Annotated in this window: 17 protein-coding genes and 1 pseudogene; 15 read left to right on the forward strand and 3 right to left on the reverse strand. The window is 74.8% G+C overall.

The genetic code is table 11. From position 1 onward, the window contains the following. The first annotated feature begins 30 nt into the window (after positions 1 to 30). The 10 genes and pseudogenes from ACZ5FU_RS07665 to ACZ5FU_RS07710 all read left to right on the forward strand — a co-directional run bounded on the left by ACZ5FU_RS07665 (position 31) and on the right by ACZ5FU_RS07710 (position 9,681). Complete coding sequence (locus tag ACZ5FU_RS07665) at positions 31 to 1,287, forward strand: 3-deoxy-7-phosphoheptulonate synthase (RefSeq protein ID WP_451527273.1); 1,257 nt, start codon at positions 31 to 33, stop codon at positions 1,285 to 1,287. 88 nt (positions 1,288 to 1,375) lie between these two features. After that, on the forward strand, positions 1,376 to 1,708 hold the full coding sequence (locus ACZ5FU_RS07670; RefSeq protein ID WP_401468430.1) for an antibiotic biosynthesis monooxygenase family protein: 333 nt from the start codon (positions 1,376 to 1,378) through the stop codon (positions 1,706 to 1,708). A gap of 123 nt (positions 1,709 to 1,831) precedes the next feature. Beyond that, positions 1,832 to 2,143 (forward strand): annotated as a pseudogene (locus ACZ5FU_RS07675) (methionine adenosyltransferase domain-containing protein); the annotation flags it as partial. 1 nt (position 2,144) lies between these two features. Beyond that, on the forward strand, positions 2,145 to 3,107 hold the full coding sequence (locus tag ACZ5FU_RS07680; protein ID WP_451527274.1) for a carbohydrate kinase family protein: 963 nt from the start codon (positions 2,145 to 2,147) through the stop codon (positions 3,105 to 3,107). Between the two features lie 385 nt (positions 3,108 to 3,492). Next, entirely contained in the window at positions 3,493 to 4,326 is an 834-nt protein-coding gene (locus ACZ5FU_RS07685; RefSeq protein WP_451776767.1) for a M55 family metallopeptidase, read from the forward strand. Continuing rightward, positions 4,319 to 5,623, forward strand: coding sequence for a M20/M25/M40 family metallo-hydrolase (locus ACZ5FU_RS07690; RefSeq protein ID WP_451527276.1), 1,305 nt, complete (start codon positions 4,319 to 4,321; stop codon positions 5,621 to 5,623). The genes ACZ5FU_RS07685 and ACZ5FU_RS07690 overlap by 8 nt, the downstream gene beginning before the upstream one ends. Positions 5,624 to 5,821: 198 nt before the next feature. Continuing rightward, on the forward strand, positions 5,822 to 7,774 hold the full coding sequence (locus ACZ5FU_RS07695) for a S9 family peptidase (RefSeq protein WP_468834432.1): 1,953 nt from the start codon (positions 5,822 to 5,824) through the stop codon (positions 7,772 to 7,774). Further along, a complete protein-coding gene (locus ACZ5FU_RS07700) occupies positions 7,771 to 8,694 on the forward strand; it encodes a S66 peptidase family protein (RefSeq protein ID WP_451527278.1) in 924 nt (307 codons plus the stop codon). The genes ACZ5FU_RS07695 and ACZ5FU_RS07700 overlap by 4 nt, the downstream gene beginning before the upstream one ends. A gap of 121 nt (positions 8,695 to 8,815) precedes the next feature. Beyond that, the gene (locus tag ACZ5FU_RS07705; RefSeq protein ID WP_451527279.1) at positions 8,816 to 9,064 is read left to right on the forward strand and encodes a DUF1049 domain-containing protein; all 249 of its coding nucleotides are present in this window, start codon (positions 8,816 to 8,818) and stop codon (positions 9,062 to 9,064) included. Between the two features lie 20 nt (positions 9,065 to 9,084). Further along, positions 9,085 to 9,681 carry a GNAT family N-acetyltransferase gene (locus tag ACZ5FU_RS07710; RefSeq protein ID WP_451527280.1) on the forward strand — a complete coding sequence of 199 codons (597 nt, stop codon included), beginning with the start codon at positions 9,085 to 9,087 and terminating at the stop codon, positions 9,679 to 9,681. Here the strand turns inward: ACZ5FU_RS07710 and ACZ5FU_RS07715 are convergent. Then, positions 9,608 to 10,012 carry a DUF6204 family protein gene (locus ACZ5FU_RS07715; protein ID WP_451527281.1) on the reverse strand — a complete coding sequence of 135 codons (405 nt, stop codon included), beginning with the start codon at positions 10,010 to 10,012 and terminating at the stop codon, positions 9,608 to 9,610. The two genes, ACZ5FU_RS07710 and ACZ5FU_RS07715, sit on opposite strands and share 74 nt — an antisense overlap. Before the next feature lie 155 nt (positions 10,013 to 10,167). Next, positions 10,168 to 10,518, reverse strand: a complete 351-nt coding sequence (locus tag ACZ5FU_RS07720) for a VOC family protein (protein ID WP_469045066.1) — start codon at positions 10,516 to 10,518, stop codon at positions 10,168 to 10,170. A gap of 153 nt (positions 10,519 to 10,671) precedes the next feature. Here ACZ5FU_RS07720 and ACZ5FU_RS07725 point away from each other — a divergent pair, with 153 nt between their 5' ends. Next, positions 10,672 to 11,151 carry a phage holin family protein gene (locus tag ACZ5FU_RS07725; RefSeq protein WP_451527350.1) on the forward strand — a complete coding sequence of 160 codons (480 nt, stop codon included), beginning with the start codon at positions 10,672 to 10,674 and terminating at the stop codon, positions 11,149 to 11,151. Positions 11,152 to 11,157: 6 nt separating this feature from the next. Then, a complete protein-coding gene (locus ACZ5FU_RS07730; RefSeq protein WP_451527283.1) occupies positions 11,158 to 12,192 on the forward strand; it encodes an SDR family oxidoreductase in 1,035 nt (344 codons plus the stop codon). Between the two features lie 111 nt (positions 12,193 to 12,303). Here the strand turns inward: ACZ5FU_RS07730 and ACZ5FU_RS07735 are convergent, their stop codons facing one another. Continuing rightward, complete coding sequence (locus ACZ5FU_RS07735; RefSeq protein WP_451527284.1) at positions 12,304 to 13,257, reverse strand: LLM class F420-dependent oxidoreductase; 954 nt, start codon at positions 13,255 to 13,257, stop codon at positions 12,304 to 12,306. Between the two features lie 183 nt (positions 13,258 to 13,440). Here ACZ5FU_RS07735 and ACZ5FU_RS07740 point away from each other — a divergent pair, with 183 nt between their 5' ends. From ACZ5FU_RS07740 to ligD, 3 genes are all read left to right on the forward strand, one after another. Next, positions 13,441 to 15,162, forward strand: coding sequence for an NAD(P)/FAD-dependent oxidoreductase (locus tag ACZ5FU_RS07740; RefSeq protein WP_468834426.1), 1,722 nt, complete (start codon positions 13,441 to 13,443; stop codon positions 15,160 to 15,162). 4 nt (positions 15,163 to 15,166) lie between these two features. Continuing rightward, positions 15,167 to 17,023, forward strand: a complete 1,857-nt coding sequence (locus tag ACZ5FU_RS07745) for a transketolase (RefSeq protein ID WP_468644436.1) — start codon at positions 15,167 to 15,169, stop codon at positions 17,021 to 17,023. A gap of 101 nt (positions 17,024 to 17,124) precedes the next feature. Then, complete coding sequence (ligD, locus tag ACZ5FU_RS07750; RefSeq protein WP_451776991.1) at positions 17,125 to 18,027, forward strand: non-homologous end-joining DNA ligase; 903 nt, start codon at positions 17,125 to 17,127, stop codon at positions 18,025 to 18,027. The last annotated feature ends 85 nt before the right edge of the window (positions 18,028 to 18,112 follow it).

Here is an 18,112-nt window from a genome sequence, read left to right on the forward strand (position 1 = left end):
CCATCCGCGCCGACCCCCAGGAGGACGACCGTGACTGGGCCACCCCGTCCCGGACACCTGCCGCACACCCTCACGGCGGAGCACCCCCTCGACGACCTCGACGAGGACTTCCCGCGCGATCTCGGCACCGCCGAACAGCAGCCGCACTGGGACGACCCCGTCCAGGTGGCGGCGGCGCGCGCCGAACTGGCCCGACTGCCCGGCCTGGCCGGCTCGGAGGAGGTCCGCCTGCTGCGGACCCTGCTCGCCGAGGCCGCCGCCGGACACTGCCTGGTGATCCAGGCCGGCGACTGTGCCGAGGATCCGGCGGAGTGCGAACCGCCGGCGGTCCTGCGCAAGGCGGGGCTGCTGGACGCGCTGGCCGGGATGATGGCCGCCGGCACCGGCAGGCCCGTGGTGCGCATCGGCCGGATCGCCGGCCAGTTCGCCAAGCCGCGCAGCGCGCTCACCGAGATCGTGGACGGGGTGGAACTCCCCGTCTACCGGGGTCATCTGGTCAACAGCCCCGAGCCGACCCGGGCGGCCCGACGCCCCGACGCCCGGCGGCTGCTGGACGGCTATCACGCGGCCCACCGCGCCGTGACCTGCCTGAGGCAGCGCACCAGTGCCTGGTCACTGCCCACGGGGGCGCCGGTGTGGACCAGCCACGAGGCGCTCGTCTTCGACTACGAGCTGCCGTTGCTGAGGCGGACCGCGGCCGGGGACATCCTGCTGGCCTCCACGCACCTGCCCTGGATCGGCGAGCGCACCCGCCACCCGGACGGGCCGCACGTCCTGATGCTCGCCCAGGTGACCAACCCGGTCGCGTGCAAGGTCGGTCCGACGACCCGGCCGGAGGAGTTGCTCGCGCTGTGCGCCCGCCTCGACCCGGCCCGCGAGCCGGGACGGCTCACGCTGATCGCACGGATGGGCACCCGGGCCGTCGGCGACGCGCTGGCACCGCTGGTCGCCGCCGTGCGCGAGGCCGGCCACCCGGTGGCGTGGCTGTGCGACCCGATGCACGGCAACACCGTCAAGTCACCGTCGGGCGTCAAGGTCCGCTCGGTGCGCACGGTGATCGAGGAGGTGCGCACCTTCCTGGAGGTGGTCGCCGAGGCCGGCGGCACGCCCGCCGGACTGCACCTGGAGACCACGCCGTACGACGTCGCCGAGTGCGTCTGGGAGGACCCGGCGGAACTCGACACCGTACCCGGCCGGACCGGTGGCCCGGCGTCCCACTGCGACCCTCGCCTCAACCCCGCCCAAGCGGTGGAGGTGGCCCGCGCGTGGACGGACCGGCCCGCATGAAGTCCCCACCCCGCCGGCGCCCCGAGCCCGTCTCGGGACGCCGGTGACCACAGCCCTGCAAGCAAGTCCATTGGAGAGGAAAGACACCATGTCCGAGACCGTCATCCGCACCGACGACGGAACCTTCGCGATGATCAACGTCTTCGAGGTGGAGCCGGAGAAGCAGACGGAGCTGGCCGAGGTGCTCAGCGAGGGCGCCGAGAAGTTCATCCGGCACCGTCCCGGCTGCATCTCGGTGAACATCATGACCAGCCTCGACGGCAAGCGCCTCGTCTACTACGCGCAGTGGGAGAGCAAGCGCGCCATCAAGGCCACCATGGACGACCCGGACGTCCAGGTCTACCGCGACCGCGCGGCCGCGCTGGCCAAGCCCGACCCGCACGCGTACACGGTCTTCGCCGTCCACCACCCGGAGGGCTGACACCGCCCGCCCCGCAGTCGTCCGGCACCGCACCGCGGCCTCGCGGTGCGGTGCCGCCCCCGCCCGTCGGCAAGGAGACGTCCCCTCATGTCCCGTCGACCGTTCACCTCGCAGTCCGTGACCGCCGAGAACGTGGTCGTCGCGAAACCGGCGACCCGTCGCGGGGTACGGGTGGCGTACGCGATCGGCAAGGCCGAGCCGATCGGTCCGTTCCCGGAGACCTTCGGCACCGAGACCGTGCCGGCGGACCGTGTCCGGGCCGCCGTCGTCGACGTCCTCGGCCTGCGTCCGGCCGCGATCATCCGCGATCCGGACCTGCTCCGCCCGATCCGGGGGCGGACCGCCGCGTACGGTCGCCTCGGCCGTGCGCGGCCCGGCTCCGCACGGGAGCGCACCGACCGGGCGGCCGCGCTGCGGGCCGCGGCCGGGGTGTGAGATGAGGATCGCCGTCACCGGGTCCATCGCCACCGACCATCTGATGACCTTTCCCGCCCGGATCACCGACCAACTGCTGGCCGACCGTCTGGACCGGGTCTCCCTGTCGTTCCTGGTGGACACCCTGGAGATCCGGGAGGGCGGGGTCGCCGCCAACATCGCGTACGGGCTGGCCCGGCTCGGGCACCGCCCGGTGCTGGTGGGGGCGGTGGGCGCCGACTTCGACGCGTACGGGGCCCGGCTGGGCGGCCTGGGGGTGGACACGGGCGCCGTACGCGTCTCCGCCAGCCGCCACACCGCCCGCTTCCTGTGCACCACCGACCCGGACGGCAACCAGCTCGCGTCGTTCTACCCGGGGGCGATGACGGAGGCCTCCGCGATCGACCTCACGCAGGTGCTGGCGGCGGGCGTCGACCTGGTGCTGATCGGGGCCGACGATCCGGCCGCGATGCTGCGGCACACCCGGGCCTGCCGGGCCACCGGTGTCCGCTTCCTGGCCGACCCCTCCCAGCAGCTGGCCCGCCTGGACGGCGCCGATGTCCGCGAACTCGTCCAGGGCGCCGACCACTTGTTCACCAACGAGTACGAGCACGGGCTGCTGCTCGAGAAGACGGGCTGGTCCGGCGCCGACGTCCTGGCCGGGGTCGGCACCTGGGTGACGACGCTCGGCGAGAAGGGCAGCCGTGTCGAGCGGGCGGGCGAGCCGCCCGTGGACGTCCCGGCGGCCCCGGCGACGGTCGTCGCCGACCCGACCGGGGCCGGGGACGCCTTTCGCGCGGGCTACCTCTCCGGTCTGGCCGCGGGACTGGACGCGGTGCGCTGCGCGCGGACGGGCTCGGTCCTGGCGAACCTCGCGCTGGCGACCGTCGGGACCCAGTCCTACGACGTCACACCGGACGACCTGCCGACCCTGCTCGCCGCGGCCTACGGGCCCGCGGACACCGCCGGGGGCGTGTCCCGGTAACGGGCCGCCGACCGGGTGGTCGTGATCGCCGGGAGCGGTCGCGGTCGTCCGGCCGGCCCATGCGGAGCGGCGGGCCGCCGCTGTGGTGGCGGCCCGTCCGTCCGTCCGGCCCGGCCGCTCGGCGGGCGGGCCTCGTGGCGTCCGTGCGGGCTGCTCAGGGGCGTCCGGGCCAAGCCGCAGCAGCCTGCTCCGACGGCGCCCGCCGGCCCCTGCGCCCGTCTTTCCGGGCGGAACGCCACGGCCGGGGCGGGCCGGGACCGCCCCGGTGCACCGCCGGTGCCGCGGTTCGCGAAAGCCGGGGGCGCGGGAGCGGGGGCGCTCCTGCGGTCGTCGCGAGGCGGGCCGTTAAGCTCGGGGGGTTTTCCGGGAGAGGACGGACGCGGGCATGAAAATCCTGATCAGCGCCGACATGGAGGGCGCCACCGGCGTCACCTGGCCGGCCGACGTGCTGCCGGGGACACCGCAGTGGGAACGGTGCAGGGCGCTGTTCACCTCCGACGTCAACGCGGCCGTCCTCGGGTTCTTCGACGGCGGCGCCGACGAGGTCCTGATCAACGAGGCGCACTGGACGATGCGCAACCTGCTCCTGGAGCGCCTCGACGAGCGGGCGCAGATGCTCACCGGACGGCACAAGGCGCTGTCGATGGTGGAGGGCGTCCAGCACGGCGACGTCGACGGCATCGCGTTCGTCGGCTACCACGCCGGCGCCGGCGCGGAGGGCGTCCTCGCCCACACCTACCTCGCCAACTCCATCACCGGGGTGTGGCTGAACGGCGTACGGGCCGGCGAGGGGCTGCTCAACGCGAGCGTCGTCGCCGAGTACGGGGTGCCGGTCGTGCTCGTCACCGGTGACGACGTGGCCTGCGAGGACGCGCTCGGGTACGCGCCGGAGGCGCTGAAGGTCGCGGTCAAGGACCACGTGTCGCGGTACGCGGCGGTGTGCCGCACCCCGGCCAGGACCGCCGCGGACATCCGGGCCGCGGCGAAGGAGGCCGCCCGGCTGGCGGTCCGCCGGGAGCCGGTGGACGCGGGACCGTTCACCGTCGAGGTCGAGTTCGACGCCGAGCACCTGGCGATGGCCGCGACCGTGGTGCCGGGCGTGGCGCGGACCGGGGAGCGCAGGGTCGCCTACACCAGCGGCACCATGTACGAGGGCATTCGCACGTTCAAGGCGGTCACGACGGTCGTCTCGGCCGCGGTGGAGGAGCAGTATGGCTGACGGGCAGGCGAGGGACGAGGTCGTGCGGTTCACCTCGGACCTCATCCGGATCGACACGACCAACCGGGGCGGCGGGGACTGCCGGGAGCGGCCCGCCGCCGAGTACGCGGCCGAACAGCTCGCCGCGGCGGGCCTGGAGCCGACGCTGCTCGAACGCACGCCGGGCCGCACCAACGTGGTCGCCCGCATCGAGGGCACCGACCCCTCCGCGGACGCCCTGCTCGTCCACGGGCACCTGGACGTGGTGCCGGCCGAGCCCGCGGACTGGCGCGTGCACCCCTTCTCCGGGGAGGTGAGCGACGGCGTCGTGTGGGGACGCGGTGCCGTCGACATGAAGAACATGGACGCGATGATCCTCGCCGTCGTCCGGTCCTGGGCCCGCCGGGGCGTCCGGCCCCGGCGCGATGTCGTCGTCGCCTTCACGGCGGACGAGGAGGCCAGTGCCGAGGACGGTTCCGGGTTCCTCGCGGACCACCACCCCCACCTCTTCGAGGGCTGCACGGAGGGCGTCAGCGAGTCGGGCGCGTTCACCTTCCACGACGGCACCGGGCGCGAGATCTACCCCGTCGCGGCCGGCGAACGCGGCACCGGCTGGCTGAAGCTGACCGCGCGCGGACGCGCCGGACACGGCTCCAAGGTCAACCGGGAGAACGCGGTGACCCGGCTGGCCGCCGCCGTCACCCGCATCGGCGAGCACGAGTGGCCGTTGCGGCTCACCCCCACGGTGACGGCCGCGCTCACCGAACTCGCCGCCCTCTACGGCGTCGAGCCCGACCTGAACGACGTGGACGCACTGCTGGGCAAGCTCGGCCCGGCGGCCAAGCTGGTCGAGGCGACCGTCCGCAACAGCGCCAACCCGACCATGCTGGAAGCCGGTTACAAGGTCAACGTGATTCCGGGGGAGGCGGTGGCGTACGTCGACGGGCGGTTCCTCGCCGGCTGGGAGAACGAGTTCCGCGCCACCGTCGACGCGCTGACCGGTCCTGACGTGAGCTGGGAGTTCGAGCACCGCGAGGTCGCCCTCCAGGCGCCGGTGGACTCGCCGACGTACGCCAGGATGCGCGCGGCCGTCGAGGAGTTCGCGCCGGAGGGACACGTGGTGCCGTACTGCATGTCCGGCGGTACGGACGCCAAGCAGTTCTCGCGGCTCGGGATCACCGGCTACGGCTTCGCCCCGCTGAAGCTGCCGGAGGGCTTCGACTACCAGGCCCTCTTCCACGGTGTCGACGAACGGGTCCCCGTCGAGGCGCTGCACTTCGGCGTCGACGTCCTCGACCGCTTCCTGCGCACGGCTTAGGGTCTGTCGTTTGGATCAGGCCGCAGGAAATCGCCGGTGTCTTGCAGCCGGGGTGAGTGGGGGTCGGTGCGTGCAGCTGCAAGGCGGAGGAGGGCGTCGACGCGGAGCGTCGGCAACCGACGACAACGCCGCAGATGCGCGTGCCGACCCCGACGTCTGCGGTGTGATCCAAACGACAGACCCTAGAGGAGACAAGACGTGCAGAACCTGCCGTACGGTGCCTGGCCCTCCCCCCTCGACGCGCGCCTCGCCGCCGCGCACGACGGGCGCCCCGAGTACGTCGGCCTCGTCGGCGACGAGGTGTGGTGGACGGCCCCCCGGCCCGCCGAGGGCGGCCGGCGCACGCTGGTGCGACGGCGGGCGGACGGCGTCGAGGAGACGGTCCTGCCCGCGCCGTGGAACGTGCGCAGCAGGGTCCTCGAGTACGGCGGGCAGCCCTGGGCGGGGCAGGTGGTGGGCGGCCGGACCCTGGTGGTGTTCGTGCACTTCGCCGACCAGCGCCTGTACGTCTGCGAGCCCGGCGGCGAGCCCCGTCCGCTGACCCCGGTGTCGCGGGTGGGGGGCGGACTGCGCTGGGCGGAACCGCAGTTCCCGCCCGGACGTGACGAAGTGTGGTGCGTGCTGGAGGAGTTCACCGGCGACGGGCCCACCGACGTGCGCCGGGTCCTGGCCGCCGTGCCGCTCGACGGCTCGGCTGCCCACGACCGCGGTGCCGTGCGCGAACTCACCGACGCCCGGCAGCGGTTCGTCACCGGTGCCCGGCTGTCGCCCGACGGACGGCGGGCCGCCTGGCTGGCCTGGGACCATCCGCGGATGCCGTGGGACGGCACGGAGGCGCTGGTCGCCGAGGTCGGCGCCGACGGGACGTTCGGGGAACCCCGCGTGGTGGCCGGCGGCCCGCGGGAGTCGATCGCGCAGGTCGACTGGTCGGCCGACGGCCGTCTGCTGTACACGAGCGACCGCACGGGCTGGTGGAACCTGTACCGGGACCACCTGCCGGTGTGCCCGCGCGAGGAGGAGTTCGGCGGAGCGCTCTGGAAGCTCGGCCACCGCTGGTTCGCCCCGCTGGCGGACGGACTGGTCGCCGTCGTGCACGGCCGCGGGGCCGCCACGCTCGGCGTCCTCGATCCCGAGACCGGTGAGATCGTCGACGCGGCCGGACCCTGGACCGAGTTCGCGCCCACCCTCGCCGCGCACGGGGAGCGGGTCGTCGCCGTCGGCGCCGGCCCGCGCAGCGCCCACGAGGTCGTCGAGCTGGACGTGCGCACCGGCCGCGCCCGGGTGATCGGCGCCCGGCACGAGGACACCGTGGACCCCGCCCACTACTCCGAACCCCGGAGCCGCACCTTCACCGGCCCCGACGGCCGCGAGATCCACGCCCACGTCCATCCGCCGCGCAACCCCGGCTGCGCCGCCCCCGACGCCGGACCGCCGCCCTACGTGATCTGGGCGCACGGCGGTCCCACCGACCGCTCCCCGCTCGTACTGGACCTGGAGATCGCCTACTTCACCTCCCGCGGCATCGGCGTCGCCGAGGTGAACTACGGCGGGTCGACCGGGTACGGGCGCGCGTACCGGGACCGGCTGCGCGGGCAGTGGGGGGTGGTCGACGTCGAGGACTGCGCCGCCGTCGCCCTCGCCCTCGCCGAGGAGGGCACCGCCGACCGCGGCAGGCTGGCGATCCGCGGCGGCAGCGCGGGCGGCTGGACCGCCGCCGCGTCCCTGGCCGGCACCGACGTCTACGCCTGCGGCACGATCAGCTACCCCGTCCTGGACCTCACGGCCTGGGCGACGGGGGAGACCCACGACTTCGAGTCGCGCTACCTCGACACCCTGGTCGGCCCCCTCGACGAGGTGCCCGCCCGCTACGCGGAACGCTCGCCCGTCGAGCACGCCGACCGGATCGGCGTACCGTTCCTGCTGCTCCAGGGACTCGACGACGTGATCTGCCCGCCCGCCCAGGCCGAACGGCTCCTCGAGCGCGTCGCGGGACGCGGAGTGCCGCACGCCTACCTCGCCTTCGAGGGCGAGGGGCACGGCTTCCGGCGGGCCGAGACGGTGGCGCGCGCCCTGGAGGCCGAACTGTCCTTGTACTCGCAGGTGTTCGGGCTGAACACACCCGGCGTCCCCCCTCTGGAGCTGATCGGATGAAGGAGCTCGTGCGGCCGCCCCGGCTCGCCCCCGGCGCCCGGGTGGCGGTCGTCGCCCCCAGCGGACCCGTCGCCGAGGAACGCCTCCAGGCCGGCCTGGACCTGCTGCGCGGCTGGGACCTCGAACCGTTCGCCGCGCCCCACGTCCTGGACGTGCACGGCGCGCTGCCCCACCTGGCCGGCACCGACGCCGACCGGGCCGCCGACCTCCAGCGCGCCTGGTGCGACCCGTCCGTCGACGCAGTGATCTGCGCGCGCGGCGGGTACGGCGCCCAGCGCATGGTCGACCTGCTCGACTGGGAGGCCATGCGGGCCGCCGGGCCGAAGGTGTTCCTCGGCTTCAGCGACAGCACCACCCTGCACGAGGCGTTCGCCGTCCGCCTCGGCCTGGTCACGCTCTACGGCCCCGTCGCGGCCGGCGTCGACTTCGTGAAGAACGCCCGCGCCCAGGAACACCTCAGGGCCACCCTGTTCGCCCCGGAGACCGTGCGCACCCTCACCTCCACCGGCACCGCCCTCGCCCCCGGCCGGGCCCGCGGCGTCACCCTCGGCGGCTGCCTCACCCTCCTCGCCACCGGGTACGGCACCCCGCACACCCGCTCCGGCGCCCGCGGCGGACTGCTGCTCCTGGAGGACGTGGGGGAACGGCCGTACCGCGTCGACCGCACGCTCACCCACCTCCTGCGCACCGGCTGGCTCGACGGCGTCGCCGGGATCGCGCTGGGCTCCTGGGCGCAGTGCGGCCCCTACGAGGAACTGCGGCCCGTGCTGGCCGACCGGCTCGGCGGCCTCGGCGTGCCGGTCGTCGAGGAACTCGGCTTCGGCCACTGCGACGGCGCCCTGACGGTGCCCCTCGGGGTCGCCGCCGAACTCGACGCGGACACCGGCACGCTCACCCTCGCCGCACCCGCCCTGAGCTGACCTCCGGCCCTCCGGGGGCCGGAGCGGGCGTGGCGAGGGGCCGGAGCGGCCGGCCGGGGCCCGTCACCCGGGGGCAGGCCTCCGCCGCGCGTGAGGGCGCCGGCGGGCCCACCCTGGTCGTATGAGTCCGCAGACCTCCGAGAGCGGCGGGAAGACCAGCGGGACGGGCGGAGCGCCGGCGCCCGCCCGGATCACCGTCCTGGCGCTCGCCCTCCTCGCCCTGATCTTCATCTTCGAGAACACCGGCGCCACCCGGGTCAGGCTCCTGATCCCCGAGGTGACGGTGACGGTGCCGCTGTGGACGGCGATGCTCGCCACCGGGGCCGTCGGCGCGCTGTGCGGGGCGTACGCCGTCAGACGGCGCGACTGACCACCCCGTACGCTGGCCCGATGCCGCACACCGCGTCCCGCCACCTCGCCGAGGGCCCCCGCGTGGGGATACGCCACTTCTCCCACGCCGACGCCGACGAGTTCACGGCCCGGGTCCGCGAGAGCAGGGACCTGCACCGTCCGTGGCTGTTCCCGCCGGACACCACCGAGGCGTACACGGCCTACGCGGGACGGCTCATCGAGGACCCGACGAAGGCCGGGTTCCTCGTGTGCACCCTGGACGACGGGGCCGTCGCCGGGTTCGTCAACATCAACAACATCGTCGGAGGCGGCTTCCAGTGCGGTGCGCTCGGCTACGGCGCCTTCGCGCACGCCGCCGGGCGCGGACTGATGCGCGAGGGTCTCGGCCTCGTCGTGGCCCACGCCTTCGGGCCGATGCGGCTGCACCGACTGGAGATCAACGTGCAGCCCGGCAACGCCGCCTCGATCGCCCTCGCGAAGGCCTGCGGGTTCCGGCTGGAGGGCTTCTCCCCGAAGATGATCCACATCGACGGGGAGTGGCGCGACCACGAACGCTGGGCGCTCACCGCCGAGATGTGCTCCCCGCGGTCTCCGCACGCCCCGCGGTCCCCCGGGAGCGCCCGCCCTTCCGGTTGATCTTCATCGTGTCCAGGTCCGTGACCGTCGACCTCAGACCGGTGAAGCCGCAGCCCCGTTCCCGCAGCGTCGCCTCGGCGCGCTCCTCGGCGAGCGCGCCCGCCATCTCCTCGCCGTCCGCCGCGTCCGAGACCACCACGTAACGCAGCGAGAAGTGCTTCAGCGGCGACGGCTCGTACGTCAGCGAGCCCTCCTCGGTGAACCGCATGCTCGTCAGGCCGTGTTCGGATGCCTCGGCGAGGAGCCGGGCACGCGCCGCCTCCGTCAGACCGTCCCAGGTGCCCCGGACGATGACCCGGTAGGTGTGCCGCTCGACCGCCTGCTCGCTCACTGCGTCCGCTCCTTCGTGACCCGCCTGTCCCGCGGGAAAGCCGTTGACCGCCCGACTGTACGTCCGCGGGGACGCCGGGCACGCGGAATTTCGTGACGTCCGACGCCTCTCGCGGGCCCCGGCCGTCGCCCGCCGGCCGGAACCTCCCGTCCGGCTCAGGCCGGGCCGCGGTCCACGTACTCGTACACCGCGCCGTCGGGGTGCCGCACGATCAGATTGCGGCCCGCGGGGGTCGCCACCGGGCCCGCGATGATGTCCGCGCCCAGCTCGTCCAGCGTCCTGTGCGCCTGGTCGACGTCGGTCACGGCGATCGTCGCGGCGACCTTGCGCAGCACCTCCAGTTCGGCCGCGGGCCCGCTCATCAGCAGGAAGCAGCCGACCGCGGCGACCCGCACGCCGCCGCGTTCGAAGCGCAGCGCCGGGGCGCCCGAGAGACGCTCGTAGAAGGGGACGGCGGCTTCCAGATCGTCCACGCAGACACGCAGGGTGGCTTCCAGAATGTTCATGCGCGAAAGCCTAGTTGGGCCGTACGGCCGGCGGAGATCCCTTCACCCGATCCCCCCGGCGCCCCCTCCCCGGCGGCCCGTGCCGGGCCCGCGCGCCCGCCCCGCACCGCGTTACCGGACGGTGCCGCCGGGTACCCGGCGGTCATGGAGCGCATCGATCACCTGGAGCATCTGGAACATCTGGACAAGCACCTCGTCGACGAGCTGGCGCAGGTGGCGCGCGAGACCATCCGCGAGGAACTGCGCGAACAGACCCGTAAGCAGCGCCGCAAGGCCGTGCTGTACGCCGCCTCCGGCGCGCTCGCCCTGTACGCGGGAGCCGCCGTCGCACTGGCCGTGGGTCTCGCCCTCGACATCGGGCTGCCCGACTGGGCCGCCGCGCTGATCACCGCGGCCCTCCTCGGCGCGCTGGCCTACGCGCTGCGTGCCGCCGCCCGCCCGCACCCGGCCCCCCACGGTACGGACGCGTCCGTACGGCCGGGGTCCGCCGCGCCGTCCACGGGGGCGGCCGCCGGCACGGGCGTGTCCTACCCGCCGATGCCGTCCACCGCCCCCGCCGTGGGTGTCCCCGAGCCGGGCGAGGCGCCGCGGCCCGGCCGCGTCGACCCCGAGACGCCCCACCACCGGGCCTGACGCGCCATGCGCACGCGCGGCAGGACCGTCGTGGTGACCGGGGCCAGTGCCGGTGTGGGCCGGGCCGCGGCGGTGGCCTTCGCCGCGCGCGGCGACCGGGTCGCGCTGCTCGCCCGCGGCCGCGCCGGACTCGCCGCGGCCGCGGACGACGTCCGGCTGGCCGGCGGCGAGGCACTCGTGGTCAGCGTGGACATGGCCGACGCCAAGGCGGTCGAGGACGCGGCACAGCAGGTCGTCGACGTCTTCGGCCGCATCGACGTGTGGGTCAACAACGCCTTCGCCGGGGTCTTCGCCCCCTTCACCGAGATCACGCCCGAGGAGTTCCGCCGGGTCACCGAAGTGACTTACCTGGGTTACGTGTTCGGCACCCGGGCCGCCCTGCGGCACATGCTGCCGCGGGACCGGGGCACCGTCGTGCAGGTGGGTTCCGCGCTCGCCTACCGGGGGGTCCCGCTGCAGTCGGCGTACTGCGGGGCCAAGCACGCCATCCAGGGGTTCAACGAGTCCCTGCGCTGCGAGCTGCTGCACGCGCGCAGCGGGGTGCGGACGACGATGGTGCAGCTGCCCGCCGTCAACACCCCGCAGTTCGACTGGGTGCTGAGCCGCATGCCGGGGCGGGCGCGGCCGGTGGCCCCCGTGTACCAGCCCGAGGTGGTCGCCCGCGCCGTCGTGCACGCCGCCGGTCACGGACGGCGCCGGGAGTACTGGGTGGGCGCTTCCACGGCGGCGACGATGATCGCCAACGCCGTGGTCCCCGGCCTCCTCGACCGCTACCTGGCCCGCACCGGCTTCGACTCCCAGCAGGACCGCCGGGACGCGGTGTCGTCCCGGCGCGAGGGCGGTCCCGGCAACCTGTGGAGCCCCGGCGACGGGCCGCACGGCCGCGACCACGGGGCGCACGGCCGCTTCGACGCCGAGTCCACCGCCACCAGCCCCCAGGAGTGGGCCTCGCGTAACCGCGGCCGGGTGGGGGCCGGACTGCTGGCCGCCGGTCTCGGCGCGGCGGTGACGGCGAGAGCGCGCGGACACGCCCGGGGCTGAACCGGACCGGGCCGGGGGCCGGGGAGACGACCCCACCCGGCCCGGCGGTGCGGGGAAGCCACGGTGCGGGTGATCCGCGCCTCGGGTGGCCGGCGGCGGGTGGCCGACGGTTCAGGGGAGCCGCGGCAGCACCTTCGTGCGGTAGAAGTCGAAGAAGCCGCGCTGGTCGGGGCCGATCTGGTTGACGTAGATCCGGTCGAAGCCCGCGTCGGCGAACGCCTTCAGCGCCGTGACGTGGGCGTCCACGTCGTCGCCGCACACCGTGTTCCGGGCCACCATCTCCTCCGTGACCAGCGGCTCCAGCTGTTCGAAGTGGCTAGGCGTGGGCAGCACCTGGCCCATCTCGCCGGGCAGCAGCTGGTTGGACCACAGCCGGCGGACCGTGCGGACCGCCTCCTCGCGGTCGGTGCCGTAGCAGACCTTCGTGCCGCCGCTGACGAGCTTGGCCCCGCCGCCGCCCTTGCGGAACTGCTCGACCATCGGCGCCTCCGGCATCATCGTGATGTAGCCGTCGCCGATCCGGGAGGCGAGGGAGGTGGCCTTCGGGCCGAAGCCGGAGACGTCGATCGGGACCGGCTCGTCCGGGACCGTGTAGAGGCGGGCGTTCTGCACCGTGTAGTGCGTGCCGACGTGGTCGACCTCCTCGCCCGTGAACAGCCGCCGCATGATCTGGACCGCCTCCTCCAGCATCTCCAGACGCACGTGCGCGGGCGGCCAGGCGTCGCCCAGGATGTGCTCGTTGAGGGCCTCGCCCGAGCCGACGCCGAGCCGGAAGCGGCCCCGCGTCAGCACCGCGCTCGTCGCGGCGGCCTGCGCCACCACCGCCGGGTGCATCCGCACCGTCGGGCACGTGACGGCCGTCTCGACGGGCAACGACACCGCCTGCGACAGCGCGCCGATCACCGACCAGACGAACGGGCTCTGGCCCTGCGCGTCGTTCCAGGGGTGGTAGTGGTCGGAGATCCAGAGCGCCGTGAAGCCGGCCTGCTCGGCCATCCGCGCCTGTTCGACCAGGTCCGCGGGGCCGAACTCCTCGCAGGACAGGAAGTAGCCGTACTCGGGCATGGGGTACCTCCGCTGGGGTGCGGCGGGTGGGCGGTCGCGGTCCGGGTCACCCCGGACGCGGGCGGGAAACGGGCTCCCGCAGGCCCCCGCGGACGTTTGGCGGGTCCGCCCGGGGGGACGCGGAAACCCCCGTACGACACATCTCCCCGCGGCCCGGACGGCGCGGGGCCACCGGAGGCGAACGTGAGTCGACCCCGCATCGTGATCGTCGGAGCCGGCTTCGCCGGATACCGCACGGCCCGCACCCTCGCGCGGGCGGCCCGCGGCCGGGCCGACATCACCCTGCTGAACCCGACCGACTACTTCCTCTACCTGCCCCTGCTGCCCCAGGTGGCCGCCGGCATCCTCGAACCGCGCAGGGTCACCGTCTCCCTCGCCGGCACCCTGCCGGATGCGCGGCTGGTGCTCGGCGAGGCCGGCCGCGTCGACCTCGACGGACGCACCGTGCACTACACCGGCCCCGAGGGCGGGACGGGCACCCTCGGCTACGACCGGCTGGTGCTGGCCGCCGGCAGCGTCAACAAGCTGTTGCCCGTCCCCGGCGTCGCCGAGCACGCGCACGGCTTCCGCGGCCTGCCCGAGGCGCTCTACCTGCGCGACCACGTGACCCGGCAGGTCGAGCTGGCCTCCGGCGCCGACGACGCCGCGCTCCGCGCCGCCCGCTGCACGTTCGTGGTGGTCGGCGCCGGCTACACCGGCACCGAAGTCGCCGCCCACGGGAAGCTGTTCACCGACGCGCTGGTGCACGCCCACCCCCTGCGCAAGGGCATGCGGCCGCGCTGGCTGCTTCTCGACATCGCCGACCGCGTCCTGCCCGAACTCGACGAACGGCTCTCCGCCACCGCCGACCGGGTGCTGCGCGAGCGGGGCGTCGACGTGCGGATGGGGACCTCCGTGAAGGAGGCCACCGCGGACGGGGTCCTGCTCACCGACGGCGAGTTCGTCGACACCCGCACCCTCGCGTGGTGCGTGGGCGTACGGCCCGACCCCCTCGCGGAGTCCCTCGGGCTGCCCATGGAGCGGGGACGGCTCCTCGTCGAGCCGACCCTGCGCGTGCCGGGCAGACCCGAGGTGTTCGCGTGCGGGGACGCCGCCGCCGTACCCGATCTGGAGAAGCCGGGGGCGTACACGCCGATGACGGCACAGCACGCCTGGCGGCAGGGCAAGGTCGCCGGACACAACATCGCCGCCTCGCTGACCGGGCGCGAACTGCGGCCCTACCGGCACAAGGACATGGGCTTCGTCGTCGACCTCGGCGGGGTCAAGGCCGCCGCGAACCCGCTGGGCGTCCCGCTGTCGGGACCGGTGGCCGGCGCGGTCACCCGCGGCTACCACCTGGCCGCCATGCCCGGCAACCGCGTGCGCGTCGCGGCCGACTGGCTGCTGGACGCCGTACTGCCGCGCCAGGCGGTCCAGTTGGGGCTCGTCCGGTCCTGGTCGGTGCCCCTGGACACGGCTTCGCCGGAACTGGCGCGGACGCCGGGCGGGCGGGAAGGGCGACCGGGCGCGGCGTCCGGGGCCGGTGCCCCCGCGACCGCCGTCGCCGAAGCCGCCGGCCCCGGTGGCGGCGTCCCCGCGACCGGCGGGCAGAAGGCACTGGGCGGGGGCGGCGGTGACGACACCTCCCGGACGATCACCTCACCCACCCCCGACCCGGTCAAGAGCGAACCGGCCAGGAACCGCCCGGCTCCGGGGCCGGCGAAGGACCGACCGGGCGGTGGGTCCGCGACGGGCCGGCCCGGCGGTGAGCCGGCGAAGAGCCGGCCTGGTGGCGAACCGGCGAAGAACCAGCCCGGTGGTGAACCCGCCAAGAACCAGCCCGGTGGCGAACCCGCCAAGGGCCGGCCCGCCTCCGGGACCGCCGGTGACCAGCCGCGTCCCCTCCCTCGAGAAGGAGAGCTGTAACCCGATGGACACCGCCGAACTCAGCGAGCTCGCACAGCAGTTGCGCGTGGACAGCGTCCGCGCCTCCGCCGCCGCGGGGTCCGGGCATCCGACGTCGTCGATGTCCGCCGCGGACCTGATGGCCGTCCTGCTGGCGAACCACCTCCGCTACGACTTCGACCGCCCCGCACACCCGGCCAACGACCGTTTCGTCCTCTCCAAGGGACACGCCTCCCCGCTGCTGTACGCGGCCTACAAGGCGGCCGGGGCCATCGACGACGAGGAGCTCCTCACCTTCCGCGCGCTCGGCAGCCGCCTCGAGGGACACCCCACCCCGCAGCGCCTGCCCTGGGTGGAGACGGCCACCGGCTCCCTCGGCCAGGGGCTGCCCGTGGGCGTGGGCATCGCCCTCGCCGGCAAGCGGCTGGACCACTCCGACCACCGGGTGTGGGTGCTGTGCGGGGACAGCGAGATGGCCGAGGGCTCGGTGTGGGAGGCCGCCGAGCACGCGGGCCACGAGCGCCTGGACAACCTCACGGTGATCGTCGACGTCAACCGGCTCGGCCAGCGCGGTCCCACCCGGCACGGCCACGACCTCGACGCCTACGCCCGCCGTTTCCAGGCCTTCGACTGGCACACCGTCGAGGTGGACGGACACGACGTGGACGCCGTCGACCGCGCCTACGGCGAGGCGGCCTCCACCAAGGGCCAGCCCACCGCGATCCTCGCCCGCACGCTGAAGGGCCGGGGCGTCGAGGCCGTCGAGGACCGGGAGGGGCTGCACGGCAAGCCGCTGCCGGACGCCGACGAGGCGATCGCGGAGCTCGGCGGGGTCCGCGACCTACGCGTCCAGGTGCACGAGCCGCCCGTCGCCCGCATGCTGCACTCCGTGCCCACCGGCCGTCCCGACCTGCCCCGCTGGGAGAAGGGCGACCCCGAGAAGGGCGTCGCCACCCGCGACGCCTTCGGACAGGCCCTCGCCGCCCTCGGCACGGCCCGTGGCGACGTCGTCGCCCTCGACGGGGAGGTCGGCGACTCCACCCGCACCGAGGCCTTCGCCAAGGAGCACCCCGACCGCTTCTTCGAGTGCTACATCGCCGAGCAGCAGCTCGTCGCCACCGCGGTCGGCATGGCCGCCCGCGGCCGGGTGCCCTTCGCCTCCACGTTCGCGGCCTTCCTGACCAGGGCGTACGACTTCGTGCGCATGGCGGCGGTCAGCGGCGCCGGGATCAACCTGGTCGGCTCGCACGCCGGGGTGGCCATCGGTCAGGACGGCCCCTCGCAGATGGGCCTGGAGGACCTGGCGATGTTCCGGGCCGTGCACGGCTCCACCGTCCTGTACCCGTGCGACGCCAACCAGACCGCCCGGCTGGTCGCCGCCATGGCCGGGCTCGACGGCATCCGCTACCTGCGCACCTCGCGCGGCGAGAGCCCGGTGATCTACGGGCCCGACGAGGAGTTCCCGGTCGGCGGCAGCAAGGTGCTGCGCTCCTCCGGCGGCGACCGGCTGACCGTCGTCGCGGCCGGCGTGACCGTGCACGAGGCGCTGAAGGCGGCCGACGCCCTCGACGCCGAGGGCATCCCGGTCCGGGTGATCGACCTGTACTCCGTCAAGCCCGTCGACCGGGACACCCTGCGGCGGGCCGCCGAGGAGACCGGCTGCCTGGTAACCGTGGAGGACCACCACGAGGAGGGCGGGCTCGGCGACGCGGTCCTCGACGCCTTCACCGACGGCCGCCCGGTGCCCCGGCTCGTGCGGCTCGCCGTGCGGACGATGCCGGGTTCGGCGAGCCCCGGGGAGCAACTGCACGCGGCCGGCATCGACGCCGAGTCGATCGCCGCCTCCGTCCGGCTGCTGGTGGAGACGGCGGTCGTCCCGTGAGCGACGGCGGCCGGTCCCGGGGCGGGAGCGGCCGTCCCGGGGGCGGCGGTGGCCGCCCCGAGGGCGGTGGCCGTCCTCCGGCGGGCGACGAGGTCCGCCGGGTGCGGGCCGGCCGCCGTACCGTCGAGGTCCACCGGCCCGACAAGGTGATCGTCCCGGCCGGGGCCGACGGCACGCGGTACACCAAGGGCGACCTGGTGGCGTACTACCGCTCGGTGGCCCCGTTCATGCTGCCGCGGCTGCGCGGGCGGCCGCTGATGCTGGAACGGCATCCGGACGGCGTCGACGGCCCCCGGTTCCTGCAGAAGAACACCCCCGGGCACTACCCGGAGTGGATCACCCGGGCGCGGGTCGGCAAGGAGGACGGCACCGTCCTGCACACCGTCTGCGACGACACCGCCACCCTCGTGTACCTCGCCGACCAGGCCTGCCTCACCTTCCACCGCTGGCTGTCACGGGCCGGCCGGGCCGACCGCCCCGACCTGATGATCTTCGACCTGGACCCCTCCGGCGACGACTTCACCGCCGTGCGCGAGGCGGCCCGGTGGCTGGGCGACCTGCTCGACGAGGTGCGGCTCCCCTTCAGGCTGATGACCACCGGCTCGCGCGGACTGCACGTCGTCGTCCCCCTGGACGGACGGCAGGGCTTCGACGAGGTGCGCGCCTTCGCGCGGGACGCCGCCGAGCTGCTCGCGGCCGGGCACCCGCGGGAGCTGACCACCGCCGCCCGCAAGAAGGACCGGGGCGAGCGGCTCTACCTCGACGTGCAGCGCAACGGCTACGCCCAGACCGCCGTCGCCCCCTTCACCGTGCGCGCCCGTCCCGGCGCCCCCGTCGCCATGCCCATCCGCCGGGACCAGCTCGACGACCCCGGCCTCGGACCCCGCCGGTGGACCGTCGCCGACGCCCTGGAACAGGCCCGGACCCGGCCGTGGTCCGGGACGAGCGGCGCCGGACGCTCCCTGGGGCCCGCCCGGCGCCGCCTCGACGCCCTGCGTGGCTGATACACGTACCGCCGGTGCGCAGCACGTCCGACGGGCGGCGCAGACGCATGCGTTCCCGAAGGTTTGGCCATGGTCCTTCCGGCCA

Source organism: Streptomyces sp. NPDC031554 (genome assembly GCF_055580685.1).

Coding starts and splice junctions, on each gene's coding strand:
- ACZ5FU_RS07670 (WP_401468430.1), top strand. CDS start 1,376: ATGTCCGAGACCGTCATCCGCACCGACGACGGAACCTTCGCGATGATC.
- ACZ5FU_RS07680 (WP_451527274.1), top strand. CDS start 2,145: ATGAGGATCGCCGTCACCGGGTCCATCGCCACCGACCATCTGATGACC.
- ACZ5FU_RS07685 (WP_451776767.1), top strand. CDS start 3,493: ATGAAAATCCTGATCAGCGCCGACATGGAGGGCGCCACCGGCGTCACC.
- ACZ5FU_RS07690 (WP_451527276.1), top strand. CDS start 4,319: ATGGCTGACGGGCAGGCGAGGGACGAGGTCGTGCGGTTCACCTCGGAC.
- ACZ5FU_RS07700 (WP_451527278.1), top strand. CDS start 7,771: ATGAAGGAGCTCGTGCGGCCGCCCCGGCTCGCCCCCGGCGCCCGGGTG.
- ACZ5FU_RS07705 (WP_451527279.1), top strand. CDS start 8,816: ATGAGTCCGCAGACCTCCGAGAGCGGCGGGAAGACCAGCGGGACGGGC.
- ACZ5FU_RS07710 (WP_451527280.1), top strand. CDS start 9,085: ATGCCGCACACCGCGTCCCGCCACCTCGCCGAGGGCCCCCGCGTGGGG.
- ACZ5FU_RS07720 (WP_469045066.1), bottom strand. CDS start 10,518: ATGAACATTCTGGAAGCCACCCTGCGTGTCTGCGTGGACGATCTGGAA.
- ACZ5FU_RS07730 (WP_451527283.1), top strand. CDS start 11,158: ATGCGCACGCGCGGCAGGACCGTCGTGGTGACCGGGGCCAGTGCCGGT.
- ACZ5FU_RS07735 (WP_451527284.1), bottom strand. CDS start 13,257: ATGCCCGAGTACGGCTACTTCCTGTCCTGCGAGGAGTTCGGCCCCGCG.
- ACZ5FU_RS07745 (WP_468644436.1), top strand. CDS start 15,167: ATGGACACCGCCGAACTCAGCGAGCTCGCACAGCAGTTGCGCGTGGAC.